The 20,044-nt window shown below is 35.9% G+C and carries 16 protein-coding genes and 1 other RNA gene; 2 read left to right on the forward strand and 15 right to left on the reverse strand.

All coding sequences use genetic code 11. The features are described 5' to 3' along the window. Nucleotides 1-153: 153 nt before the first annotated feature. The 8 genes from NSU17_RS01715 to NSU17_RS01750 form a co-directional block, all read right to left on the reverse strand. Complete coding sequence (locus NSU17_RS01715) at nucleotides 154-1,287, reverse strand: THUMP domain-containing class I SAM-dependent RNA methyltransferase (RefSeq protein ID WP_340704123.1); 1,134 nt, start codon at nucleotides 1,285-1,287, stop codon at nucleotides 154-156. Continuing rightward, nucleotides 1,288-3,039 carry a GGDEF domain-containing phosphodiesterase gene (locus NSU17_RS01720; protein WP_096550847.1) on the reverse strand — a complete coding sequence of 584 codons (1,752 nt, stop codon included), beginning with the start codon at nucleotides 3,037-3,039 and terminating at the stop codon, nucleotides 1,288-1,290. 127 nt (nucleotides 3,040-3,166) lie between these two features. After that, nucleotides 3,167-3,565: RNase P RNA component class B (gene rnpB / locus NSU17_RS01725), an RNA gene on the reverse strand. Between the two features lie 59 nt (nucleotides 3,566-3,624). After that, nucleotides 3,625-3,921, reverse strand: coding sequence for a cell division regulator GpsB (gene gpsB / locus NSU17_RS01730; protein ID WP_340432894.1), 297 nt, complete (start codon nucleotides 3,919-3,921; stop codon nucleotides 3,625-3,627). A gap of 161 nt (nucleotides 3,922-4,082) precedes the next feature. Then, the gene (locus NSU17_RS01735) at nucleotides 4,083-5,348 is read right to left on the reverse strand and encodes a ribonuclease H-like domain-containing protein (RefSeq protein ID WP_340432892.1); all 1,266 of its coding nucleotides are present in this window, start codon (nucleotides 5,346-5,348) and stop codon (nucleotides 4,083-4,085) included. 4 nt (nucleotides 5,349-5,352) lie between these two features. Then, nucleotides 5,353-7,626, reverse strand: coding sequence for a DEAD/DEAH box helicase (locus NSU17_RS01740; protein ID WP_340704124.1), 2,274 nt, complete (start codon nucleotides 7,624-7,626; stop codon nucleotides 5,353-5,355). Continuing rightward, on the reverse strand, nucleotides 7,604-7,981 hold the full coding sequence (locus NSU17_RS01745; RefSeq protein ID WP_340704125.1) for a YppE family protein: 378 nt from the start codon (nucleotides 7,979-7,981) through the stop codon (nucleotides 7,604-7,606). The genes NSU17_RS01740 and NSU17_RS01745 overlap by 23 nt, the downstream gene beginning before the upstream one ends. A 34-nt stretch (nucleotides 7,982-8,015) precedes the next feature. Continuing rightward, nucleotides 8,016-8,213, reverse strand: coding sequence for an endonuclease (locus NSU17_RS01750; RefSeq protein WP_340432884.1), 198 nt, complete (start codon nucleotides 8,211-8,213; stop codon nucleotides 8,016-8,018). A 163-nt stretch (nucleotides 8,214-8,376) separates the two neighbouring features. Here NSU17_RS01750 and recU point away from each other — a divergent pair, with 163 nt between their 5' ends. Further along, nucleotides 8,377-8,994, forward strand: coding sequence for a Holliday junction resolvase RecU (gene recU, locus NSU17_RS01755; protein WP_340704126.1), 618 nt, complete (start codon nucleotides 8,377-8,379; stop codon nucleotides 8,992-8,994). A gap of 24 nt (nucleotides 8,995-9,018) precedes the next feature. Further along, the gene (locus NSU17_RS01760; RefSeq protein ID WP_340704127.1) at nucleotides 9,019-11,670 is read left to right on the forward strand and encodes a PBP1A family penicillin-binding protein; all 2,652 of its coding nucleotides are present in this window, start codon (nucleotides 9,019-9,021) and stop codon (nucleotides 11,668-11,670) included. A 315-nt stretch (nucleotides 11,671-11,985) separates the two neighbouring features. Here the strand turns inward: NSU17_RS01760 and NSU17_RS01765 are convergent, their stop codons facing one another. From NSU17_RS01765 to lpdA, 7 genes are all read right to left on the reverse strand, one after another. Then, nucleotides 11,986-12,339 (reverse strand): YpoC family protein, encoded by a 354-nt coding sequence (locus NSU17_RS01765; RefSeq protein WP_340432877.1) that lies wholly within the window; start codon nucleotides 12,337-12,339, stop codon nucleotides 11,986-11,988. Continuing rightward, nucleotides 12,336-12,995: an endonuclease III gene (nth, locus tag NSU17_RS01770; protein WP_340704128.1), complete on the reverse strand. Its 660-nt coding sequence runs from the start codon at nucleotides 12,993-12,995 to the stop codon at nucleotides 12,336-12,338. The genes NSU17_RS01765 and nth overlap by 4 nt, the downstream gene beginning before the upstream one ends. Before the next feature lie 10 nt (nucleotides 12,996-13,005). Continuing rightward, nucleotides 13,006-13,725, reverse strand: a complete 720-nt coding sequence (locus NSU17_RS01775; protein WP_340704129.1) for a DnaD domain-containing protein — start codon at nucleotides 13,723-13,725, stop codon at nucleotides 13,006-13,008. 67 nt (nucleotides 13,726-13,792) lie between these two features. Next, the gene (locus NSU17_RS01780; RefSeq protein ID WP_168411776.1) at nucleotides 13,793-14,986 is read right to left on the reverse strand and encodes a pyridoxal phosphate-dependent aminotransferase; all 1,194 of its coding nucleotides are present in this window, start codon (nucleotides 14,984-14,986) and stop codon (nucleotides 13,793-13,795) included. Nucleotides 14,987-15,001: 15 nt separating this feature from the next. Then, nucleotides 15,002-15,481: a cell wall elongation regulator TseB-like domain-containing protein gene (locus NSU17_RS01785; RefSeq protein WP_340432869.1), complete on the reverse strand. Its 480-nt coding sequence runs from the start codon at nucleotides 15,479-15,481 to the stop codon at nucleotides 15,002-15,004. Nucleotides 15,482-15,521: 40 nt separating this feature from the next. Next, a complete protein-coding gene (dinG, locus tag NSU17_RS01790) occupies nucleotides 15,522-18,320 on the reverse strand; it encodes an ATP-dependent DNA helicase DinG (protein ID WP_340704130.1) in 2,799 nt (932 codons plus the stop codon). A gap of 249 nt (nucleotides 18,321-18,569) precedes the next feature. Next, nucleotides 18,570-19,910, reverse strand: a complete 1,341-nt coding sequence (gene lpdA, locus NSU17_RS01795) for a dihydrolipoyl dehydrogenase (RefSeq protein WP_168411774.1) — start codon at nucleotides 19,908-19,910, stop codon at nucleotides 18,570-18,572. Between the last annotated feature and the right edge of the window lie 134 nt (nucleotides 19,911-20,044).

Consider the following 20,044-nt stretch of genomic DNA (forward strand, 5'->3'; position numbering starts at 1 on the left):
TTTATGAATGCCTACTTTTTAGACATTAAGAAAAAGTGTCTCGAATCTATTCAAGACACCTATTGAAGTCTACATAATCTTTGCTAATCACTAACAATATTTATATTATAAGAAAATCGACATAAATTAACAACATTCGATATTCATAGGTTGTTACTTGATGGATTTCTGTCCCCAAAATTGATAAAAATCAGTACGAATAAATCCATTAAATAATTTTCTTTTTTTTGTTGCTTTTTTGCCGTACAATTCTTCAATATTGTCCATTGAAGACAGCAAATAAACCGACCAGGTTGGATAATATCTCATTATTTCACCTAGTTCAATAATAACCTTTTCAATTTGCTCACGCTCACCAATTCTTTCACCATACGGAGGATTCGAGATGATTACCCCGTCTGTTAAAGTAGTCGTAAAATCAGTTGCTTGCATTTGTTTAAAAGTAATAAGATCACTAAAACCTGCTTCCATTGCATTGTCTTGTGCAATTTTCACCATTCGATGATCGATATCTGTACCTAAAATTTCAAGAGGCTGATCATAGTTTGCTAAGTCTTCTACTTCCACTCGCGCATCGTCCCAAATTGACTTATTCATCCAATCCCATTCTTCCGAAATGAATTCTCGGTTATATCCAGGAGCAATATTTTGGCCAATCATCGCTGCTTCTATTGGAATCGTACCTGATCCGCAAAAAAGATCTACAAAAGGTCTGTGAGGTGACCATTTTGAGATTTTTACCAAAGCGGCAGCCAATGTTTCTTTTAAAGGTGCATCACCCTGGCCTACCCGATATCCTCTTTTGTGGAGTCCTGCACCACTTGTATCAATTGTCAGTGTTACCAAATCTTTCAAAATTGATACTTCAATTTTAAAAGTTGCTCCCGATTCTTCTAAAAAGCCAATACGTTTATAAGCATGTTTTAACCGTTCCACAATCGCTTTTTTTACGATTGCTTGACAATCCGGTACACTATATAAAGTTGATTTCACTGATTTTCCGCTGACAGGGAAGTTTGCATCAACAGGCAAATATTGTTCCCATTCAATGGCTTTTGTGTTCTCAAATAATTCATCAAAAGTCGTTGCAGGGAATTGTGCAACAACGATTTTTACTCGATCGGCAACTCGAAGCCAAAGATTTGTTCGAGCAATCGCTCTTTCATCACCTTCAAAATAGATTTTGCCGTTTTCTGTTTTCGTTTCGTATCCTAATGCTTTTACTTCGTCTGCAACAATTGATTCTAATCCCATTGCAGATGTTGCTACTAGTTGAAATTTTGTCATTTACATCCATCCTTGATGTTCAATTTCCCATATTTTCAAGAAGTCTATTATATCATCAATTCGCTTAGGCTTACAAAAATAATATCCTTGAATATAATCACAACCCATATTCTTTAATAAGTTGCATTGTTGAATGCTTTCAACCCCTTCAGCAACAACTTGAATATTCAAGCGGTGAGCCATTTGAATAATTGCATCAACAACAGCTTGTTTATCAGCAAAAGCGGTAATATGTTGAATAAAACTTTTATCAATTTTCAAAAAGTCAATCGGAAATCTTACTAAGTAGCTGAGAGATGAATAACCCGTGCCAAAATCATCGATGGCTATTTTAAAACCAAGTTGCTTTAATCGAACTAATTTTCTAATCGTATCCGCATCGTTATTCATAATTGTTCGTTCTGTTACTTCCAACTCTAAATTTTTTGCTGATATGTTATTTCGTTCTAATATCGTTTGGATTGATTGTAAAAAATTATATTGCTGAAAGTGAAGCCCGGAAATATTAATTGAGATTTGGAGATTTGGAAAACCTGATTGATGAAGATAACTGATATCATTACATACTAAATCAATGATTAATTCTGATAAAGGGATAATTAAGCCGCTTTCTTCTGCATATGGAATAAATTCATTTGGCGAAACATATCCTAATTTTTCATTTTCCCAACGAATTAGCGCTTCTAAACCCATTACTTGATTTGTAGTTAAACATACTTTTGGTTGATACATTAAAGTAAATTGTTTATTGTCTATCCCTTTCCGCATTTCATTATCAAGAATTAATAATTTGGCCTTATTCACATTTAATTCATCAAAATAAAAGGAGAAATGATTCGCACCTTTTTGCTTTGCATAATACATTGCTTTATCTGCACAATAGATGAGCTCGTCTGTCGTTTGGCCGTCAATGGGGTAAAGGCTAATGCCAATGCTCGTTGACATATAGATTTCATGACCATCAATAAAAAAAGGTTCCTCTATTTTACGAATAATTTTTTCTGCAAAGTGTGCAGCGTCTCTCGGGTGAGAAATATTTACTAAAGTGATGATAAATTCATCTCCTCCATGGCGGGCAATTATATCTTTTTCACTCACTAAATTTTTTAAGCGGTTCGCTACTTCCACAAGCAAAGCATCGCCAATTATATGACCTAACGTATCATTTACTTGCTTAAAACGATTTAAGTCTATGAAAATCACAGCATGTTGTACTTTCATTTTTTTATTATTCAAAGTGTTGGAATCCAAAAGAGAATTCATTTTCACTAAGTAAGAATATCGATTATTCACATTGGTAAGTGTATCGGTTAAGATTTTATTTTTTAATTCATCTTCAATAATCTTTTTCTCTGATATATCAGAAAATATCCCGATATAGTTTGTAATTTCCCCTTGTTCATTTTTAATGGCCTTAATTTTTAACCACTCAGGATAAATTTCGCCATCTTTTTTTCGATTCCATATTTCTCCTTGCCATATCCCTTGTTGATGAATGGATTCCCACATAGATTGATAAAATCTGTGATCATGCATGCCAGATTGGAGGATTGTAGGATTTTTTCCAACAACCTCATCAAAATGATAGCGAGTTACGTATTCAAAAGCTGGGTTAACGAATATAATTCTCTTCGTTTCATCCGTTACGAGTACGCCTTCAGTCATATTATCCATAATGATTTTTAATACCTTCGCTGATATTGACTCGGTTATCTGTTTATCTATTGATTGATTTTCATTTTTCCCCACCATTATCCATTCTCCCCCGCATCGATTATATAAAGAAAAGCTCTCCTTTAATGGAGAGCTTATGACGATAATTTTAATTGAAGTATACGATGAACATTTAAAAATGTGTTTGTTTCCTTATCATAGTGATTTCTGTAAGCCATGTTCTGTGCCTGCGTACTCAAACGGCGATCGCCTCGTACTGTCAGGTAGTAATCATCTATCTACGGGAAGAACCACTCTTCCCGTCCCTCCCTCCGTTCATTTCCTTCGGGAGGGCGCCCCTACCATAATTTGGGTTTCTCACTCGTGGGGTTTACCGCGTTCCACCTTCACCGTTTCCAGTGAAGCTACGTCACTGTGGCACTTTTCAGGAAGTGTCGACCATATCGCACGAAGCGACTTAGGTCTTCCTTCCGCCGTCAAAGCTTTAAAAGCTTTGCCTTACCTTATTTTTTCGGTAAGCACGAACACTACGGTCATCTCAGATCCGTGTGAGCATGGACTTTCCTCTACAAACGAAAATCGTTTGCAGCGATTACTCGAAACCACTATGATCTAAAAATCATTATACTAGACAATTAATTCAAAAACAACTTGAGGATTTTATCAATCATACAATTTACTTCCAAACACATGTTTCTCTAAATTCGATAATCGTTTTAAAATATCAAAATTCGTATTTCCTAAAGTTTGTTGAGGTATCTGTTGTTTCTTAGTCGCATTTTCTAGTTCTTTTTTCAAACGTTCGTTTTCAGCTTGTAATTCTTCAATCATTTTATTGAAATTGTCGTAATCTTCCATGATAATATCTAAAAATTGGTCTACTTCATCGACATTGTAACCCTTCATTTGTCTTTTAAATTCTTTTTCCAATATCATTTTGGAATTTAACTTTATTTCCATGTACATCGCCCTTCCATCGATACATACGTACCCTATATTATACCACATATAACGTTATAAAAGGACAAAGAAACATCTTATAATTATATTTTTTTGCAATTTTCGACTCATCGAAGGAAAAGATTTTGTCAATATTTGCGCTTACCTGGGAAATGAAAGTTTTATTCAAAAGTATGAAATAATTTCCCATTTTTCTTTTTTATACGCTGCAAACGTTTATCCCAAGTTTCTAGCTGTTTTTTCTTTTGATTCTCATTGATAAATGTTGCCTGTTGAAGCAAATCTATTCCTTTTATTGTATACTGTAATGCTTTTGAATAGTCTTTCATTTGATGTTCATAGAGCATTGCCAATTGTTCAAAAGCTTTCAATTTTTTTCTCTCGTCAATTATATGTAAGGCCTTTTGAAAAGATTCAATTGATTCTAGAAATTGTTTATTACGTTTTTGTTGAAATGCTAAATAGAAATATGCAAGACCTGATTCTTTTACATCAAATTGATTTGTTACAGATAATAATACTTTCTCGCTTTGTTGACGTTCCTTTAAATCATCGTACCATTTTCCAATATTTATATATGTAACTGCATCATCTCGTAACGCATGGTCAAGAAGAAGAGTTGTTGAATGAATATAAAGCGTCAATAATGATAATATATCCCATTCATTGTGTTGAAGAACTTTCATTAGTTCGATAGCATTTCCGCTCTTCACCGCATCTGCATAAATAATCGGAGCAAGAAATCCCGGAATATCATGTTCCCTTTTGAAACCTAATTTTTCTTCTTCCACTTTCGTCAACTTTACTTTTTCTAAGTGGTTTTTCCAGATTCGCTTCGAACTATGTAATAAATCTATTTGCCTAGGCGTTTGTAATTTCGGCAAAAAGTTTTTATGAAAAGTCCAACGCATCTCAAGCTGCGGCCAATCAAAACTTTTCCCGTTGTATGATACAATTGTATTTCCCCATTGCCATAGCTTTGATTCAAATAATAATGCTGCTTCATTTGCTGGATCAGCTAATACGTATTGATTCAACACAAATTCCTCTTCATCAATTCCAAGTAAACCAATGAGAAAAATTTGGGTTCCAACTCCCTTTAAGCCCGTTGTTTCTGTATCAAAAAACAACACTGTTTCCTCTGAGGATATAGCATATGGATGGTGAAATTTAGTCTGTTCCCACTTCTCTACTGCCTGAAAAAATTGTTGAAGTTGATACCATCCATGCTGATAAGTAAATGGATATCGTACTTGTCGATGAAACACCACTCCAAAGTCATTTTCTACGATAGAAAGCCCAGTCTTTCCCCAATTGGAAATATAGGCTGGTTTTTCTGGTTTTTGATATGAAGGTTGTTCAGAATGCTGTTCTTTCTTCTTTCCAAGCATTTTTTTCAGTTGCATTATTTTATTTTCGTAACTCATACCATCACATCATTTCATTAAATAAAATCTTTAATATTTTCAATACTCTCGATTTTCCATCGGATAAATTATCTTGTGCACCGATGCAAGACGGGCAACCATATTCACATGGGCAAGATAAGACATGTTCAATCGTTAATTCTAAAATAGGTACGAGAAGATCATATACTTTCTCACTTAAACCGATTCCCCCAGGATAGCTGTCATAAATAAACAAAGTCGGTTTTTCATTGTGTACGGACTTTACTTGTGGAACAACTGTGACATCATTTCGATCGCATTGGATATACAACGGGATGAATGATCCGATGGCATACGCAGCCCCAGTTAATGCATCTGTCAGCATCTCCTCTGACCAATTTTCCGGCAAATCAAAGGAAATCCACGTAGCATTTGTATGCATCTCCATAGGTGGTATATGAATCTTTCCGGATCCAATATTATCTAATGTTGTCATATGAATCTTTTTGAAAATAGTAGGTATAGCGACTAAACTTACATCTCCGTAGCTAACCGTCACATTCTGATACATAGCTGATTTATCTTCACTTAACACTTTTAGTTCCACAGCTAAATTGGCGTCTGTGTAGTAATTTACATCGACTTCACGAACATATGCCTTCTTCTCTTCCCAATCGAGTTTTTCCACTTGGTATTGAACTCCTTGATGAAGATAAATCGCTTCTTCATGCAATAACGTCATAGCAGAATACGTATCCATTTCACCAATTACTTTCGTGCCCGCTGGAATGGTTTGGTCAATAATGACGACATTTTCGCCAGCAGCTGAACGCAAGTTTACATCATGAGCTGGAAAACGGTCGCTCATCCAATAATAATGAGCATTTGTTTTCACTAGAACGCCCTCTTCTTGCAAATACTCCAACAACTCTTGAACTTCAAATTCTCCATAAGTTTCATTCGTCGAAAAAGGTAATTCAAATGAAGCACACTTTAAATGACTCATCAAAATCAAAATATTATCTGGATTAATAAGTGCTTCTTCCGGAGCGTTGCCCAGTAAATAGTCCGGGTGGTTGACGACATATTGGTCAAGAGCAGTAGAATTTGCTACATATATTACCAATGCGGAATCTTGTCTTCTCCCCGCTCGTCCAGCTTGTTGCCATGCACTGGCGATATTTCCTGGATATCCTGTCATAATACAGGCTTGTAACTGTCCGATATCGACACCTAATTCAAGGGCATTCGTACTAACAACAATTTGGATTGTGCCATCTCGCAAACCTTTTTCAATTTGACGCCGCTCTGAAGGTAAATATCCGCCGCGATAGCCTTGAATTGATTCATCTGCAATTTTATTTTTTGTTAGCTGTTTTAAATACGTAACGAGCCTTTCGACGCTCACACGGGATTTGGCAAAGACAATCGTTTGAATCCCAGCTTGATATAATTTCGCTGCTAAATCTCTCGCTTCTAAGATAGAACTTCTTCGAACACCAAATGTTGTATGTATAATTGGAGGATTATAGAAAATAAAAGTTTTCTTTCCTACCGGTGCACCTGATTGAGAAATTAATTCATGCTTCGTATTTGTTAATTTTTCAGCCAACTCTTTTGGGTTTTTGATCGTTGCTGATGTACAAATAAAAACAGGATTGCTGCCGTAAAAATGGCAAATGCGAAGCAATCTCCGAAGGACATGGGCTACATGACTGCCAAAAACACCTTTATATGTATGGAGTTCATCGATGACTATAAACTTTAAATTTTCAAAAAGCGAGACCCATTTCGTATGGTGGGGCAAAATGCCTGAATGTAACATATCGGGATTCGTCATTACAATGTGGCCAGCTTTTCTTACTTTTTGCCGAATATTTGGTGCTGTATCACCATCATAAGTATAGCTGTATATATCCTCATCCATGGCGTCAATCAAGTGATTTAAATCTGTCTTTTGATCTTGTGCCAACGCTTTTGTCGGAAATAAATAAATCGCTCTTGATGAAGGGTCTTCTAAAATTTTTTGTAATACGGGCAAATGATAACAGAGAGACTTTCCGGAAGCGGTTGGCGTAATTGCAGTAAAAGATTTTCCTGCAAGAGCTAAATCAAATGCTTGGCGTTGATGCGTATATAATTTTTTTATTCCTCGCTCTTGTAGCGCTTTTTTTATAGAAGGATGAAGATGTTTGGGAAAATCTGCGTACTGCCCTTCTCTACCTTCCATTGTCACGATATGAGCAATATTTTGTTTTATTTCTTCATCTTCTTTCCATTCCCTAACTAATTCATCAATCGTTCTTTTTTTCTTCACCGTTCTTCTCCTCCAAATACCTTAACAATGTTGAAAGTATATATTGCACCGAATGCACCGATTGAAGGAATCTTTTTTTGCTCGTTTCTTTATAAAAGGATTGTACGACGAACTGATCCATCGATTCTACGACATTGTAAATTTGTTGTATATGCACATATTTTGGCTTAGTTTCTTCAATCCATTGAATGGCCAGTTCTTTCCAGTCTATGAGGTATTGGTGTACATCATCCGAATGCGGTTTAACTTCTTCAAAAAATAGAGGTGTTGCGTCAAGTTCTCTCATTTCAAAAAAACGTTTTCTTGACGCATCACACTCATCCAATAACCATTTCGTCAGTTCTAGCAGTTTCATAGAGATTACCCTCTTATTCTTAGTGTATCAAAATCTATTCTAATTCACTAGCAATAGGGGAACAAGCATTCTTTACATGAACATTCTTTTCTGCTAATCTTACTTTTTGATGAGTGGAAACAATTTGTCCGAAAAAGTAGTCATTAATCATAGCTCGTTCATTTTCTAGTTTGGCGGTCATCATTTCATCTAAACAATCCAATTGAGATATAAGCAATTGAAATTTATTCATACGAATCCCTCCTTATTATTTTGTTAATTCAATATATATAGGAGAAAACCTTTCATCTAGCCAAAACTAGACATCGTTAGCTAAAAGAACAATTTTTTCGATAAATTTTTATGTTAAACTTATTTCTAGTTTTGGATATCATTTTCAAGAGGGTGATTTTAGGATGCTCAAATATCCGAACGGAAAACCATATAAACCGAAAAGTACGACATCAAATGCGAATCCTATTCAAGAGAACAAAGATTTTTCATTTGGAAATCGAGGAAAAACTCTTGAAGATGAAATCAATGAGACAAATGCGTACTATTTAAGTAGACAAATTGCAATCATTCATAAGAAACCTGTTCCCATCCAAATCGTCAGAGTAGAGTATCCAAAAAGGAGTGCGGCAGTCATTCGAGAAGCATATTTTCGTACTCCATCTACTACAGATTATAATGGGGTGTGGAACGGCTACTACATTGATTTTGAAGCAAAAGAAACGGAAAGTAAAACTTCTTTCCCTTTAAAAAATGTACATGAACATCAAATCACCCACATGAAAAATGTAACCAGTCAACAAGGAATAGCATTTACCATTGTGCGTTTTTCTAAACTGGATCGATACTTTTTACTACCTTTTTCCGTTTTATATGATGCGTGGTGCAACATGAAAAACGGAGGACGAAAATCGATACCAATCGATACATTTGAGGAGAAAAGCTATGAAATCATTCCAGGTTATAATCCTAGAATCGATTATTTAAATGCTATAAAAAAACTCATTTCCAATGGAGAATGATAGACATGAAGCGAGGAGATAGAATTGAGTGAAAATAGACGCTCTCGAACAGAAATACGAAAAATACGAGAATCTCAACAAAAAAATCATAAAAAACCTATAAAAAAATGGTTGAAATGGGGAATCATCTCCATTTTTACTCTCTTTTTCGCCGGTTTAGTTTTTGGAGCGGGATTGTTCTTTTATTACGCAAGTTCAGCGCCTGAGTTGAATGAAGAATTATTGAAAGATCCGATTTCTGCAGAGTTTTACGACATGAATGGAGAACTCTTTGCAACAATCGGTGTTGAGAACCGAAAATATGTTGAATATGACGAGATTCCACAAGAAATGGTTGATGCGATTCTTGCAACAGAAGACGTAAGATTTTTTGATCATTTTGGAATTGACTTATTCCGTCTAGGTGGTGCGGTAATCGCGAACTTTACCGGCGGATTTGGTTCACAAGGAGCAAGTACGATTACTCAACAAGTAGTGAAAAACTCTTTTTTAAGCAATGAAAAAACATTAAAACGTAAGGCGCAAGAAGCATGGTTATCGATTCAATTAGAACGCATGTATGACAAAGAAGAAATATTTGAAATGTATTTCAATAAAGTTTTGATTTCAGGGAACATTTATGGATTTGCTACAGGAGCTGAATACTTCTTTGGCAAAGAATTAAATGAATTAGAGCTAGATGAAATTGCCTTATTAGCCGGTATGCCACAAAGTCCAAACAATTACAATCCGTTTAAAAATCCAGATAGAGCGGAGAAACGCCGCAATATCGTATTAAGTTTAATGGTTCAACACGGAAAAATTACGGAAGCCGAGGCTGAGGAAGCAAAGAAAATCGGTGTGGCTTCACGCTTATTGCCGGAAGAACAAAGAAAAGGCGTTGCCGGCACAAAATACGATGCCTTTTTAGACATTGTATTAAATGAAATTGAAGATCGGGATCCAAGTCTATTATCTGAAGGTATAAAAGTTTATACAACGTTGGATCCAAAAGCACAAACTACCGTTGAAAATATCATGAATAACGCAAGCAATTTCCCGACAGAAACGATTCAATCCGGGGTGGCAGTTGTTGATACAACATCCGGTGCACTGCGAGCAATTGGCGGTGGACGCAATTATGGTGCAGGTAGAGGCTATAACTACGCTGACGACGCAAAAAGACCTCCTGGTTCAACAATGAAACCGCTAATCGCATATGGTCCTGCCATTGAATATTTCAAATGGTCTACCGGAAAAACCATTGTGGATGAACCACATACGTATTCCAATGGTAAACAATTCGGAAACTGGGACGGAAAATATTTTGGCCCAATTACTATTAGGGAAGCGTTATATGCTTCTCGAAATATCCCAGCAGTAAAAATATTGCAAGAAGTTGGGCTCAACCAAGCAAAAGAATTCATTTCAAAATTGGGTATTGAAAGAGATGAAATTGTAGAAGCAGATGCTATTGGTGGCGGTAAAATTGAATTATCGCCTATCGAAATCGCTGCGGCATATGCAGCTTTCGGTAATAACGGTGTTTATAACAAACCATATGCCATTAAAGAAATTGTTTTCCGAGATGGCTCTAAAATCTCGTACAAACCTGATCCGGTAGTGGCGATGAATGACTATACAGCTTATATGGTTACAGATATGCTTCGTGATGTAGTAAGTTCAAAAAGAAACGCAACAGGTACAGCAGCAAGAGTTTCAGGATTAGATATCGCCGGGAAAACTGGTACAACAAACTATGGTGCCGATGAATTTAGAAAATATAACCTGCCAAGTACAGCAGTGCCAGATTCATGGTTTGTCGGATATTCAACGAATTATTCCATTGCTATTTGGAGTGGATACGAAAAACGTTCTGAGCCTATAACCACTTGGGATGAACGCCGCCTTCCACAAGTATTGTTTAGTAAAATCATGGGGGAAATTTCTCAAGGAAAAGAGACGAAACGATTTGCAAAACCAAATTCAGTCGTTGAAGTAACAATTGAAGTTGGTACAGAACCGTTAAAACTCGCAAGTAAAAATACACCTAGTGAACTTCGAAGAACAGAGCTGTTTGTACGTGGAACAGAACCAAAAGAAGTTTCTGATGCATATGAAGAAGTGGATATAGGAGCACCGTTTAATTTACAAGCAGTTAACCAAGTATTTGGAGTAGTTGATTTAACATGGGACTACACAATTCCGGAAGACTATGAAGGTTCGGATGTTCAATATGAAGTATCCATGCAATCCGATGATGGCAAATCATCCGTCGTCACAATTACAGCGGATAAAAATGCTTCCATATCAGGTATTGAAGCCGGCAAAACATATACTTTCACCGTTGTTGCAATTATTGGAGAAAACCGAAGCACACCAGCATCTGTATCCATTACTATTGATGGCGGAATAACAGAACCGGATGTTGAATTACCTGATGATACTGAGGAACCTTCAACTGACCATCCACCAAATCATAACGGAAACAACGGTAACCAAGGAAATCCAAATGGTAATAATGGTAATAATGGTAATAACGGAAATAATGGAAACAACAACGGAAATAACAATGGTAATCCAAATAATGGAAACAACAACGATTTTGATGATTGGTTCTCACCAGGAGGAGAAGGCAATGTCGTAAATCCCCCTAATGGACCAACACCACCTGGGGAAGCTTCAAAAGACGACTAAAATTCAATAATCATTCATTTATCAAAGTGACAGGATTAATCCTGTCACTTTTCTTTTCTATTTCATCCAATAAAGAAAGGATTCGTTGATTCTGTTCTACTATCTTGTCAACATTTTTCTTTATTTGAACAATCAAATTAAAGAAAAGGTATGCAACTATAAACAATACTACATATGGAATAAGTGCTAAAAGAAAAAGCATAAAATTTTGCACTTTCTATATAATCAACTGCTATTGGAATAATTTGTTAATATCTCCCCACAAAAAAGTGGCACAAACGATTACACTCGCCTATGCCACTATTGTTCCATGCATTATTTCTGTACCCTTAACCGCGCATATCGTTTCTTCAATTCTTTAAATAACTCATCTAACTGCACAAAACATGCGTATTGTCCGGGTCTTCCTTTGATGAATTGAAAACGCTCCATCCCATTCAATGGCATTGCCTCATATTCTTCAGAGAGCAAGAACTGTTGAACTTGCGATTCTGAAGTTTTGACAATCAACTCCTCAAACAAACTAATGCCTTGCTCCATTAAACTCTGAGCTTTTTTTCCATTGCGTTCGTCATGCGCATCAAAAATTTCTTTTGATAACTTTTCCCAAGCTTCAAAATAAGGCTCGATTTGTTCCTTTTGTATAGCATCTTTCCTTACCCGTATCATTGTTTAACCAACCCTTTTTTCAACCGTTTTTGCCCTTCGCGACATAAGTCAAGCAATGGACATTGATGGCACTGAGGGTTTTGTGCCTTGCAATGGTAACGGCCAAAGAAAATTAATTGATGATGGGTTTTGGACCATCTTTCTTTGGGTGTTTTTTTCATTAGCGTTTCTTCTACTTCTAACACGCTGTCCTTCCATCGACAAAGCCCAAGTCGTTTTGTTACTCTTTCTACATGGGTATCTACCGCGAAAGCCGGAATTCCAAAAGCCACTGACATCACAACATTCGCTGTCTTTCTTCCAACTCCAGGTAATGAAGTTAACTCTTCTCTCGTTTTTGGAATTTCTCCATTAAATTCTTTTATAAGTTTTTCACACAACTTTTGAATATTTTTTGCTTTATTGCGATAAAGCCCAATGGAACGAATATCTTGCTGCAACTCCTCCAATGGTACCGATAAATAATCTTCTGGTGTTTTATATTTTTGAAACAAATTTTTTGTCACTTTATTGACAAGTTGATCAGTACATTGGGCAGATAGAAGAGTTGCGATTGTCAGTTCAAATGCATTGCTGTGTACAAGCTCACAGTGGGCATCTGGGAACATTTCGTCGATTACTTCTAAACAATGCTCCCACTGTTTTTTTGTCAACATTCTATCTCCCCTATTCTCTTTCATCTAACCAATTGTAAAATGGTACTTTTTTTCGATTTTCTGTTGTACTTTGATTCGGAGGGACGGAAGGTGAATTATGTTTTGCAAATTGCTCCCGCTGCTTTTCAATTTGCTGGATTGTTCGAATATTTTTCTTTTTCCATTCAAATAAAATACGGTCAATGTAACGGAAAGACAATTTTCCAGCTAGCACTGCTTCCTTCAAAGCTTCTCGTATAATTTTTGGAGGGTGATGATCCTGATCTAACCATAAAGAAATGGTTTCAATCTCAATCGGTGATAGTAAACGACCAAATTCCTGTTCAAAAAGGGAGAATAATTCCCCTTCCTCATTTTTCTTTTGGAATTCTTCTTGCTTCATGGATTGTGCTTCCATTAAATCTAATATTCTATCCCATAGAGGGAAAATTGAATATTTCTCATAAATTTTGCCGCTTGAGTCGATTCCTTGAGTGATTTCGATAAAGCCTTTTTGAAGCAATCGTTGTAACTTCGCAGTAATTTCATTTTCCGTAAAATGCATTCTGTCCGCTAATGCACTTGGGGGAGGAAAATCAATGTTGTCGGAATGGAATGCAATAAGTTGGAGTAATAGCAATGCTTCATCATCAGAAATCCCCAATCTTTTGTAATATCGAAAAAATAGTTCTGGGATGCTTACATTTTTTTGCTCTATCCAGTTACGGAGTCGATGATTTTGTTCCTTCATATGCTTGACTCCTTTCATTATGAAGTAAGCGTCCGTAATATACGGACGCTACGTATTGCGAAACTGCTTATTCTTGCCATTTATCTTTAACAAATCGATCGATTCGTTCAATGGCTTCTTCAATTAAGTTTAAAGATGTTGCGTAACTGATTCGAATTGTCGTTGGCGCTCCAAAACCAGAACCTGGGATTACCGCTACGTTTGCTTCCGTTAGCAACGCACTTGCAAATTCATCTACTGAAGCAAATCCAGTTTTTTGAGCTGCCTCGCTGACATCTGGCAATAAATAAAAGGCACCTTGAGGTTTCACTACTTTGAAACCAGGAATTGCACTTAATTTTGGATAAATAGTTTCTAATCGATACTCAAAGGCTTTTCTCATTTCTTCTACAGAGTCTTGTGGTCCATTGTAAGCTTCAATCGCTGCATATTGAGATGCAGTTGTTGGATTGGAAGTTGAATGAGATGCCAAATCTGTCATCGCATTAATAATATCTGCATTACCTGCAGCATAACCGATTCTCCATCCCGTCATTGAATGGGATTTTGAAACACCATTAATAACAATCGTTTGAGCTTTCACTTCTTCGGAAATTTGTGCGATAGAGAAGTGCTCCGCTCCATTGTATAATAGTTTTTCGTAAATTTCATCTGATACAATCAGAATATTATTTTCTAATGCTATTTTCGCAATGTCTTCCAATTCTTCACGAGTATAAACCATTCCCGTAGGATTGCTTGGTGAATTGATAATAACCGCTTTTGTTTTATCCGTAATAGCATTTTTTAGCTGTTCAGCAGTAATTTTGTAGTTTTGTTCACTTGTTGCTTCAATATAAACTGGTACTCCACCAGCCAGTTTTACTTGCTCAGGATATGAAACCCAATATGGAATTGGAATAATAACTTCATCGCCTTCATTTAAAATCACTTGGAATAATGTGTAAAGAACATGCTTCGCTCCAACACCAACAATGATTTCATTAGGTTTATATTCCAATTGATTATCTCGTTTAAATTTCTCAATAATCGCTTGTTTTAAAGCAGGAAGACCTCCAGAAGGCGTATACTTTGTATACCCTTGTTGCATTGAATCAATGGCTGCATCCATGATGTTTTGTGGAGTGTTAAAATCTGGTTCACCAGCTCCAAGACCAATCACGTCAATGCCTTGCGCTTTCATTTCTTTTGCTTTTGCTGTAATTGCTAAAGTTGTAGATGGTGTTAAAGTTTTTACACGATTGGCTAATAATTCTTTCATTTGTAATCTTCTCCCCTATAAGTTCAAAATGCGTTTCCACCATTGTCCATCTTCAAACAAAATGTAGACGTAATTGAGTTTATCCGATTTGTTGATATAAGCGATTTCCCAAACAGCGCCTGGTTCCTCATAGCCTAATTTTGTATGAAGCACTTGTTTAACATTTTGTTCATCTAAAAATGATTTAGCCTCATCTTCTGTTATACCGTCTTTTAAGCTAACGATTTGTATCGATTTATCATCTAATGTAATCGGTACAAAAACAGCCTTTTCCTCACCCTTTTCATCGACTCCGAAAACGGTGACATACGGTTTATTTCCATTGTAAACATAAGCATCAGTGGCCGTTTTGATGGAATTAGATGAAATTGCTAACTCCACAGCCTGCTTCTCTATTTTTACAAATGGGCTTGACGCTTTCCAGAAGACTAAAACAGATATTCCAATAGTTAATATTAACATAAAACTTGTGATAAAAATAATCCAATTTTTCATTTAAACACCTTATATTTTATGGAATAATTTTTTCTTTTTTTCAATTGTTGTCTACCTGCTTTCCTTCCTCACCTTTGTTATTATACCAATGTTGTAAGTCTTTCACCATATGTTGTAGAGGGAGTTTTTCAATTTTAATGTTAGGAAGTGCTTTTATAAATTCTTGACCATACGATTTCGTTTCAATACGTCGATCCAGTACAATGAACACTCCTTTATCTTTTGACGAGCGAATGAGTCTCCCGAATCCTTGCTTGAATCGTAATATTGCCTCAGGTAAAGATAAATCTATAAAAGCGTTTTGCCCTTTTTCTGTTAACATCGTTGCTTTTGCTTTAAACGTTGGCTCATCAGGGGAAGAAAAAGGTAGCCTTACTATGATGACAGCACTCAAATCTTCTCCAGGTACATCGACCCCTTCCCAAAAACTGTTCGTACCAAACAATACAGATCGATGGAATTTTTGGAATGATTTTAATAACCGCATTCGGCTACCGCTCGTAACACCTTGTGCAAATAACAAATAGTCATTTAATAATTCTGCTTCTTGAATAAGCTCAACCGTTCTCTTTAGCATATCTTGCGAAGTAAATAAAACAAAACATCGCCCTTCAATCGTTTGAATAATTTGAGTTACAGCCGCTGCAACCGATTCAATATAATCCGACTGCGATACTCCTTGAATATCTGGCATATCGGATACGATATAACCTTTCGCTCCACCGTAATAGTTTTGGGGAGCTTCCAATTTAAGAATCGGGACATTGTCGGCGATTCCTAATTGTTTTGCTATAAATCGCTCATTATTCGGAATGGTCAAAGTGCCCGACGTCCATATAACACCTGCGTTTTTCCTTAAATTATTAAACAATACATCGACTGTTTCTGTTATTTCAATCGGCTTCTTGTATATTTGAAGGCTGCCTGGGATATGCCGTTTATCTATTTCAACCCAAACGGCAAATTGATTGCTTTTTACAAAAAATAGTTCATCCCACTCTGCTAATTTGATTTTTAATTCTCGTATCCAATAATCCCAACGTTCTAACAGCAGCTTGTTTTTCTTTGGAAGTTCTTCAACATCTTGACGAACTTGGTTTGAAACATATTCCGCTAAATCAATCCATTTTTGCAAAGTTCTCGAAACATCTTTCAACAATGGCATATTTAATGATAAATCTTTTAAAAATGCCGTCTGTTTATAATCTAATAAAGGAGGTTTTTGATTTTGTATTGAAATTGCAAGTGTTTGCATTGCCCTTTCAATACGTTCCAAAGTTGTTGCAAAAGACTTTTCTAATTGGAAAAACAGTTGTTCAGAGACTCTTCCTGTTTGTACGGCTGCTTTTCGAAAAGCTTGGAATAGACCTGAATCAGAAGAAATTCCAATCTGACCAAAAAGATATTTCCATTGAGCATAAGAAAACATAATTTGATCACGTTGAATTGCTGCTTGTACAAATTGGTGCGCTTCGTCAATTACCCATCCGTCAATCGATTGGAAAATCGGCTCAATACGCACTAAATCAGCTAGCAACATTGCATGGTTCGTTACAATAATATCTGACTCTAAGCTTTCCTTAATGGCTTTTTCAAAAAAATCAAAAGAATTTTGGTGATTGCGATTTTTTTTGCGAATTTTTTCAACGAATAATTGCCCTCCGCCGGATAGATTCAATTCACTTAAATCACCAGTATTCGTTTTTGATAGCCATACGATAATTTGCAAAATCGTCAACGTTTCATCGTAGGAATGTCCATCTTGTTGAATGAGCTGTTCAAATAACTCTAAATCGATGTAATTTTGCATTCCTTTTAGTAGAGATACATTTACCTTTATTCCTAAAACCTTTTCAATTTTAGGAATCTCTTTATATAAGATTTGTTCAAGTAAATATGACGTATAAGTACTAATGCATATTTTCTTTCCTCGTTGCTTTGCATAGATAATGGAAGGTAACAAATATCCAAGCGTTTTCCCAATCCCTGTGGATGCTTCAATCATAATTTCTTTTTTCGCTTGATAAGTTTCCCAAATGGCATCCATCATTTGAAATTGCTCTTGGCGTTTTTCAAATTTGGGAAAGTGTTTTGAAAGAAGCTCAACTTTTTCATCAGTAGAATATGGGTAACTTCCCTTCAAATCTTTTTCAGCACTTTTTAGCGCCTTTTTCTTTAATGCGAATTGTTGATAATAGATATAATCCGATTCGTTCTCGATCGTTTTCCGTTTTACTTGTAATGCTTGGAATAATAAATGGGAAATATTCGATTTTAATTTAAATGACTGTTTATGCAATTGTTCAATAGTTGGAATGGGAAGTGATAACATTTCTTCCCAACATTTCTTGAATAATAAAGCCGTTGCCATCGCATCATCATCCGCTCGATGTGCATTATTGAGCGGAATATTTAATTCGCTGGCAAGATCCGCTAATTTATAGCCTAATGCCATAGGAAACAGTATTTTAGATAGTTCAACAGTGTCAATTTTCTTCCCTTTCCATCTCGGCAATCCCGCACGTTCAAATTCCGATTGCAAAAAAGATAAATCAAAGTCGGCATTATGAGCTACAAAAACTGCATCCTGCAATATTTCATATATTTCTTCTGCATATGATTCGAATGGTAATGCGTCCTTGACGTCTTGGTCTGAAATATTTGTTAGATCTTGTATAAATAAAGGAATCGTTCTTCCTGGATGGATAAAGGTAGTGAAAGTTTTTTGCACTTCCCAATTTTTCATAATGACCATCGCAATTTGAATCATTCGATCTCCTTCTTTAGGAGAATGACCGGTCGTTTCTAAATCGACAATGACATATTTTTGATTTTCCATTTGAATCTCAACTCACATTTACATATGTTTATAATTTATAAGCGAATTTTATCATAACATAAGAATGCATGGTCTTGTTTTACATCATTCATCGAAATTCATATTTTACGAATGCTTATCGTTAATTTGGCTAATTCGCTTCGGATTTTGAGTATTTTCGAATAAAAATATATCTTATTTTGATGGCACTCATTTGCCACATAAAAAAAAGCGAAAAGGATATGAAACCTTTTCACTAAGTTAATGTTTTTAAATATGGATTCCTTTCCAAAATACAGTTCTTGCTGCATCTCCAATAAGCTCGCTTTTTGTAGGATGCGGGAAAATGATTTTCGCTAAATCTTCCGCTGTTCCACCAGCCACTTTTACTGCAAGCATGGAATTAAGAATTTCCGTCGCACCATCTCCTACAACGCATGCTCCTAAAATGCTATTGTCCTTTTTGCTTGAAATAAATTTAATGAATCCATCTGCATTTCCTTCCATCAATGCTTTCGGATTTGTTTTAAATGGTAATTTTGTAACAATGACTTCGTCTGCACTTACTTCATTTTCCAATGCCCCAAATGTCGCGATTTCAGGAGTTGAATAGACGCAACGTGGAATGGTAGATAAATCAATCGGTTCTGGTTTATTTCCTAAAATTGCTTCAATGGCATGAATCCCTTCTGCGCTCGCTGCATGTGCCAATTGATGACCTCCGATGATATCGCCAATTGCATATACATGTGGCATATTTGTTTCATAATATTCGTTAACTTTAATGTAACGGCCGTCCATTTCTAATCCAAGTGCTTCTGCAATTTCTACATTTGGTCTTCTACCTGTTGCAAATAATAAATTTTCATATGTATAAACCCCTCTTGAAGTCACAATTTCATTTCCACGAATTTCTTCAAATTCAAAATCGAGTACAAGTTCCACTCCTAACTCATGCAACTTTTTCCGTATAATTGGTCGTGCATCGGGTTCTTCTGTCTGCAAAATGTCACGGCTATGATTTAAAATCGTTACTTTTGTGCCCAATGGTGCTAAGCTAAAAGCCATCTCAATTGAAATCACGCCACCACCAATGATTGTGAGTTGCTTTGGTAGCTCTTTCATATTGAAAATCGTATCAGTTGTGTAATATGTTGCTGTCTCTAACCCTTTAAACGGAGGTACGAATGGTTTACTTCCTGTCGCTAAAATAATGTCTTTCGCCTCAAATTCTTCTCCGTTTACTTTAACAACTAAATCTTTTGTAACTTCAGCTTTTCCGGAGTAATAAGTAATCGTATTATTACCAATATAGCGATGAATATCTTCTAGTAATTGCTGAATCAAGTCTTCTTTCCGTTGCATTAGTTTTGGAAAATCGATTTCAATGTTATTAGTCGAAATCCCCCACTGCTCTCCTAGCTTCATTTTTTGAATGAGTTTCGAATGTTCAATCATGATTTTGGACGGAATGCACCCAAGATTAAAACAAGCTCCTCCCACTTTCCCTTTTTCTACTAAAGCTACGTTTAATCCGCTTCGAGCCGCATAAATTGCTGCAACATAGCCTCCTGCACCTGCTCCAATAATGGCAACGTCGTATTTCTTCATTTTCATCACCTCTTTAACAAAAATATCACCTAAAAAATTGTAAATCAATGTAAATGAAGGAATTTTTCTTATGCAAAAACAGCAAGTTTGTCATCTGAATAGTTGCAATTTCATTATGTTATTTGCCATTTTCA

Origin of the sequence: Ureibacillus sp. FSL K6-2830, assembly GCF_038004145.1 — a bacterium.
Lineage (GTDB): Bacteria > Bacillota > Bacilli > Bacillales_A > Planococcaceae > Ureibacillus > Ureibacillus thermosphaericus.

Bases quoted from the DNA above. Each gene is read 5' to 3' on its own strand.
- NSU17_RS01715 (WP_340704123.1), bottom strand. From the start codon at position 1,287: ATGACAAAATTTCAACTAGTAGCAACATCTGCAATGGGATTAGAATCA.
- NSU17_RS01720 (WP_096550847.1), bottom strand. From the start codon at position 3,039: ATGGTGGGGAAAAATGAAAATCAATCAATAGATAAACAGATAACCGAG.
- gpsB (WP_340432894.1), bottom strand. From the start codon at position 3,921: ATGGAAATAAAGTTAAATTCCAAAATGATATTGGAAAAAGAATTTAAA.
- NSU17_RS01735 (WP_340432892.1), bottom strand. From the start codon at position 5,348: ATGAGTTACGAAAATAAAATAATGCAACTGAAAAAAATGCTTGGAAAG.
- NSU17_RS01745 (WP_340704125.1), bottom strand. From the start codon at position 7,981: ATGAAACTGCTAGAACTGACGAAATGGTTATTGGATGAGTGTGATGCG.
- NSU17_RS01750 (WP_340432884.1), bottom strand. From the start codon at position 8,213: ATGAATAAATTTCAATTGCTTATATCTCAATTGGATTGTTTAGATGAA.
- recU (WP_340704126.1), top strand. From the start codon at position 8,377: ATGCTCAAATATCCGAACGGAAAACCATATAAACCGAAAAGTACGACA.
- NSU17_RS01765 (WP_340432877.1), bottom strand. From the start codon at position 12,339: ATGATACGGGTAAGGAAAGATGCTATACAAAAGGAACAAATCGAGCCT.
- nth (WP_340704128.1), bottom strand. From the start codon at position 12,995: ATGTTGACAAAAAAACAGTGGGAGCATTGTTTAGAAGTAATCGACGAA.
- NSU17_RS01775 (WP_340704129.1), bottom strand. From the start codon at position 13,725: ATGAAGGAACAAAATCATCGACTCCGTAACTGGATAGAGCAAAAAAAT.
- NSU17_RS01780 (WP_168411776.1), bottom strand. From the start codon at position 14,986: ATGAAAGAATTATTAGCCAATCGTGTAAAAACTTTAACACCATCTACA.
- NSU17_RS01785 (WP_340432869.1), bottom strand. From the start codon at position 15,481: ATGAAAAATTGGATTATTTTTATCACAAGTTTTATGTTAATATTAACT.
- dinG (WP_340704130.1), bottom strand. From the start codon at position 18,320: ATGGAAAATCAAAAATATGTCATTGTCGATTTAGAAACGACCGGTCAT.
- lpdA (WP_168411774.1), bottom strand. From the start codon at position 19,910: ATGAAGAAATACGACGTTGCCATTATTGGAGCAGGTGCAGGAGGCTAT.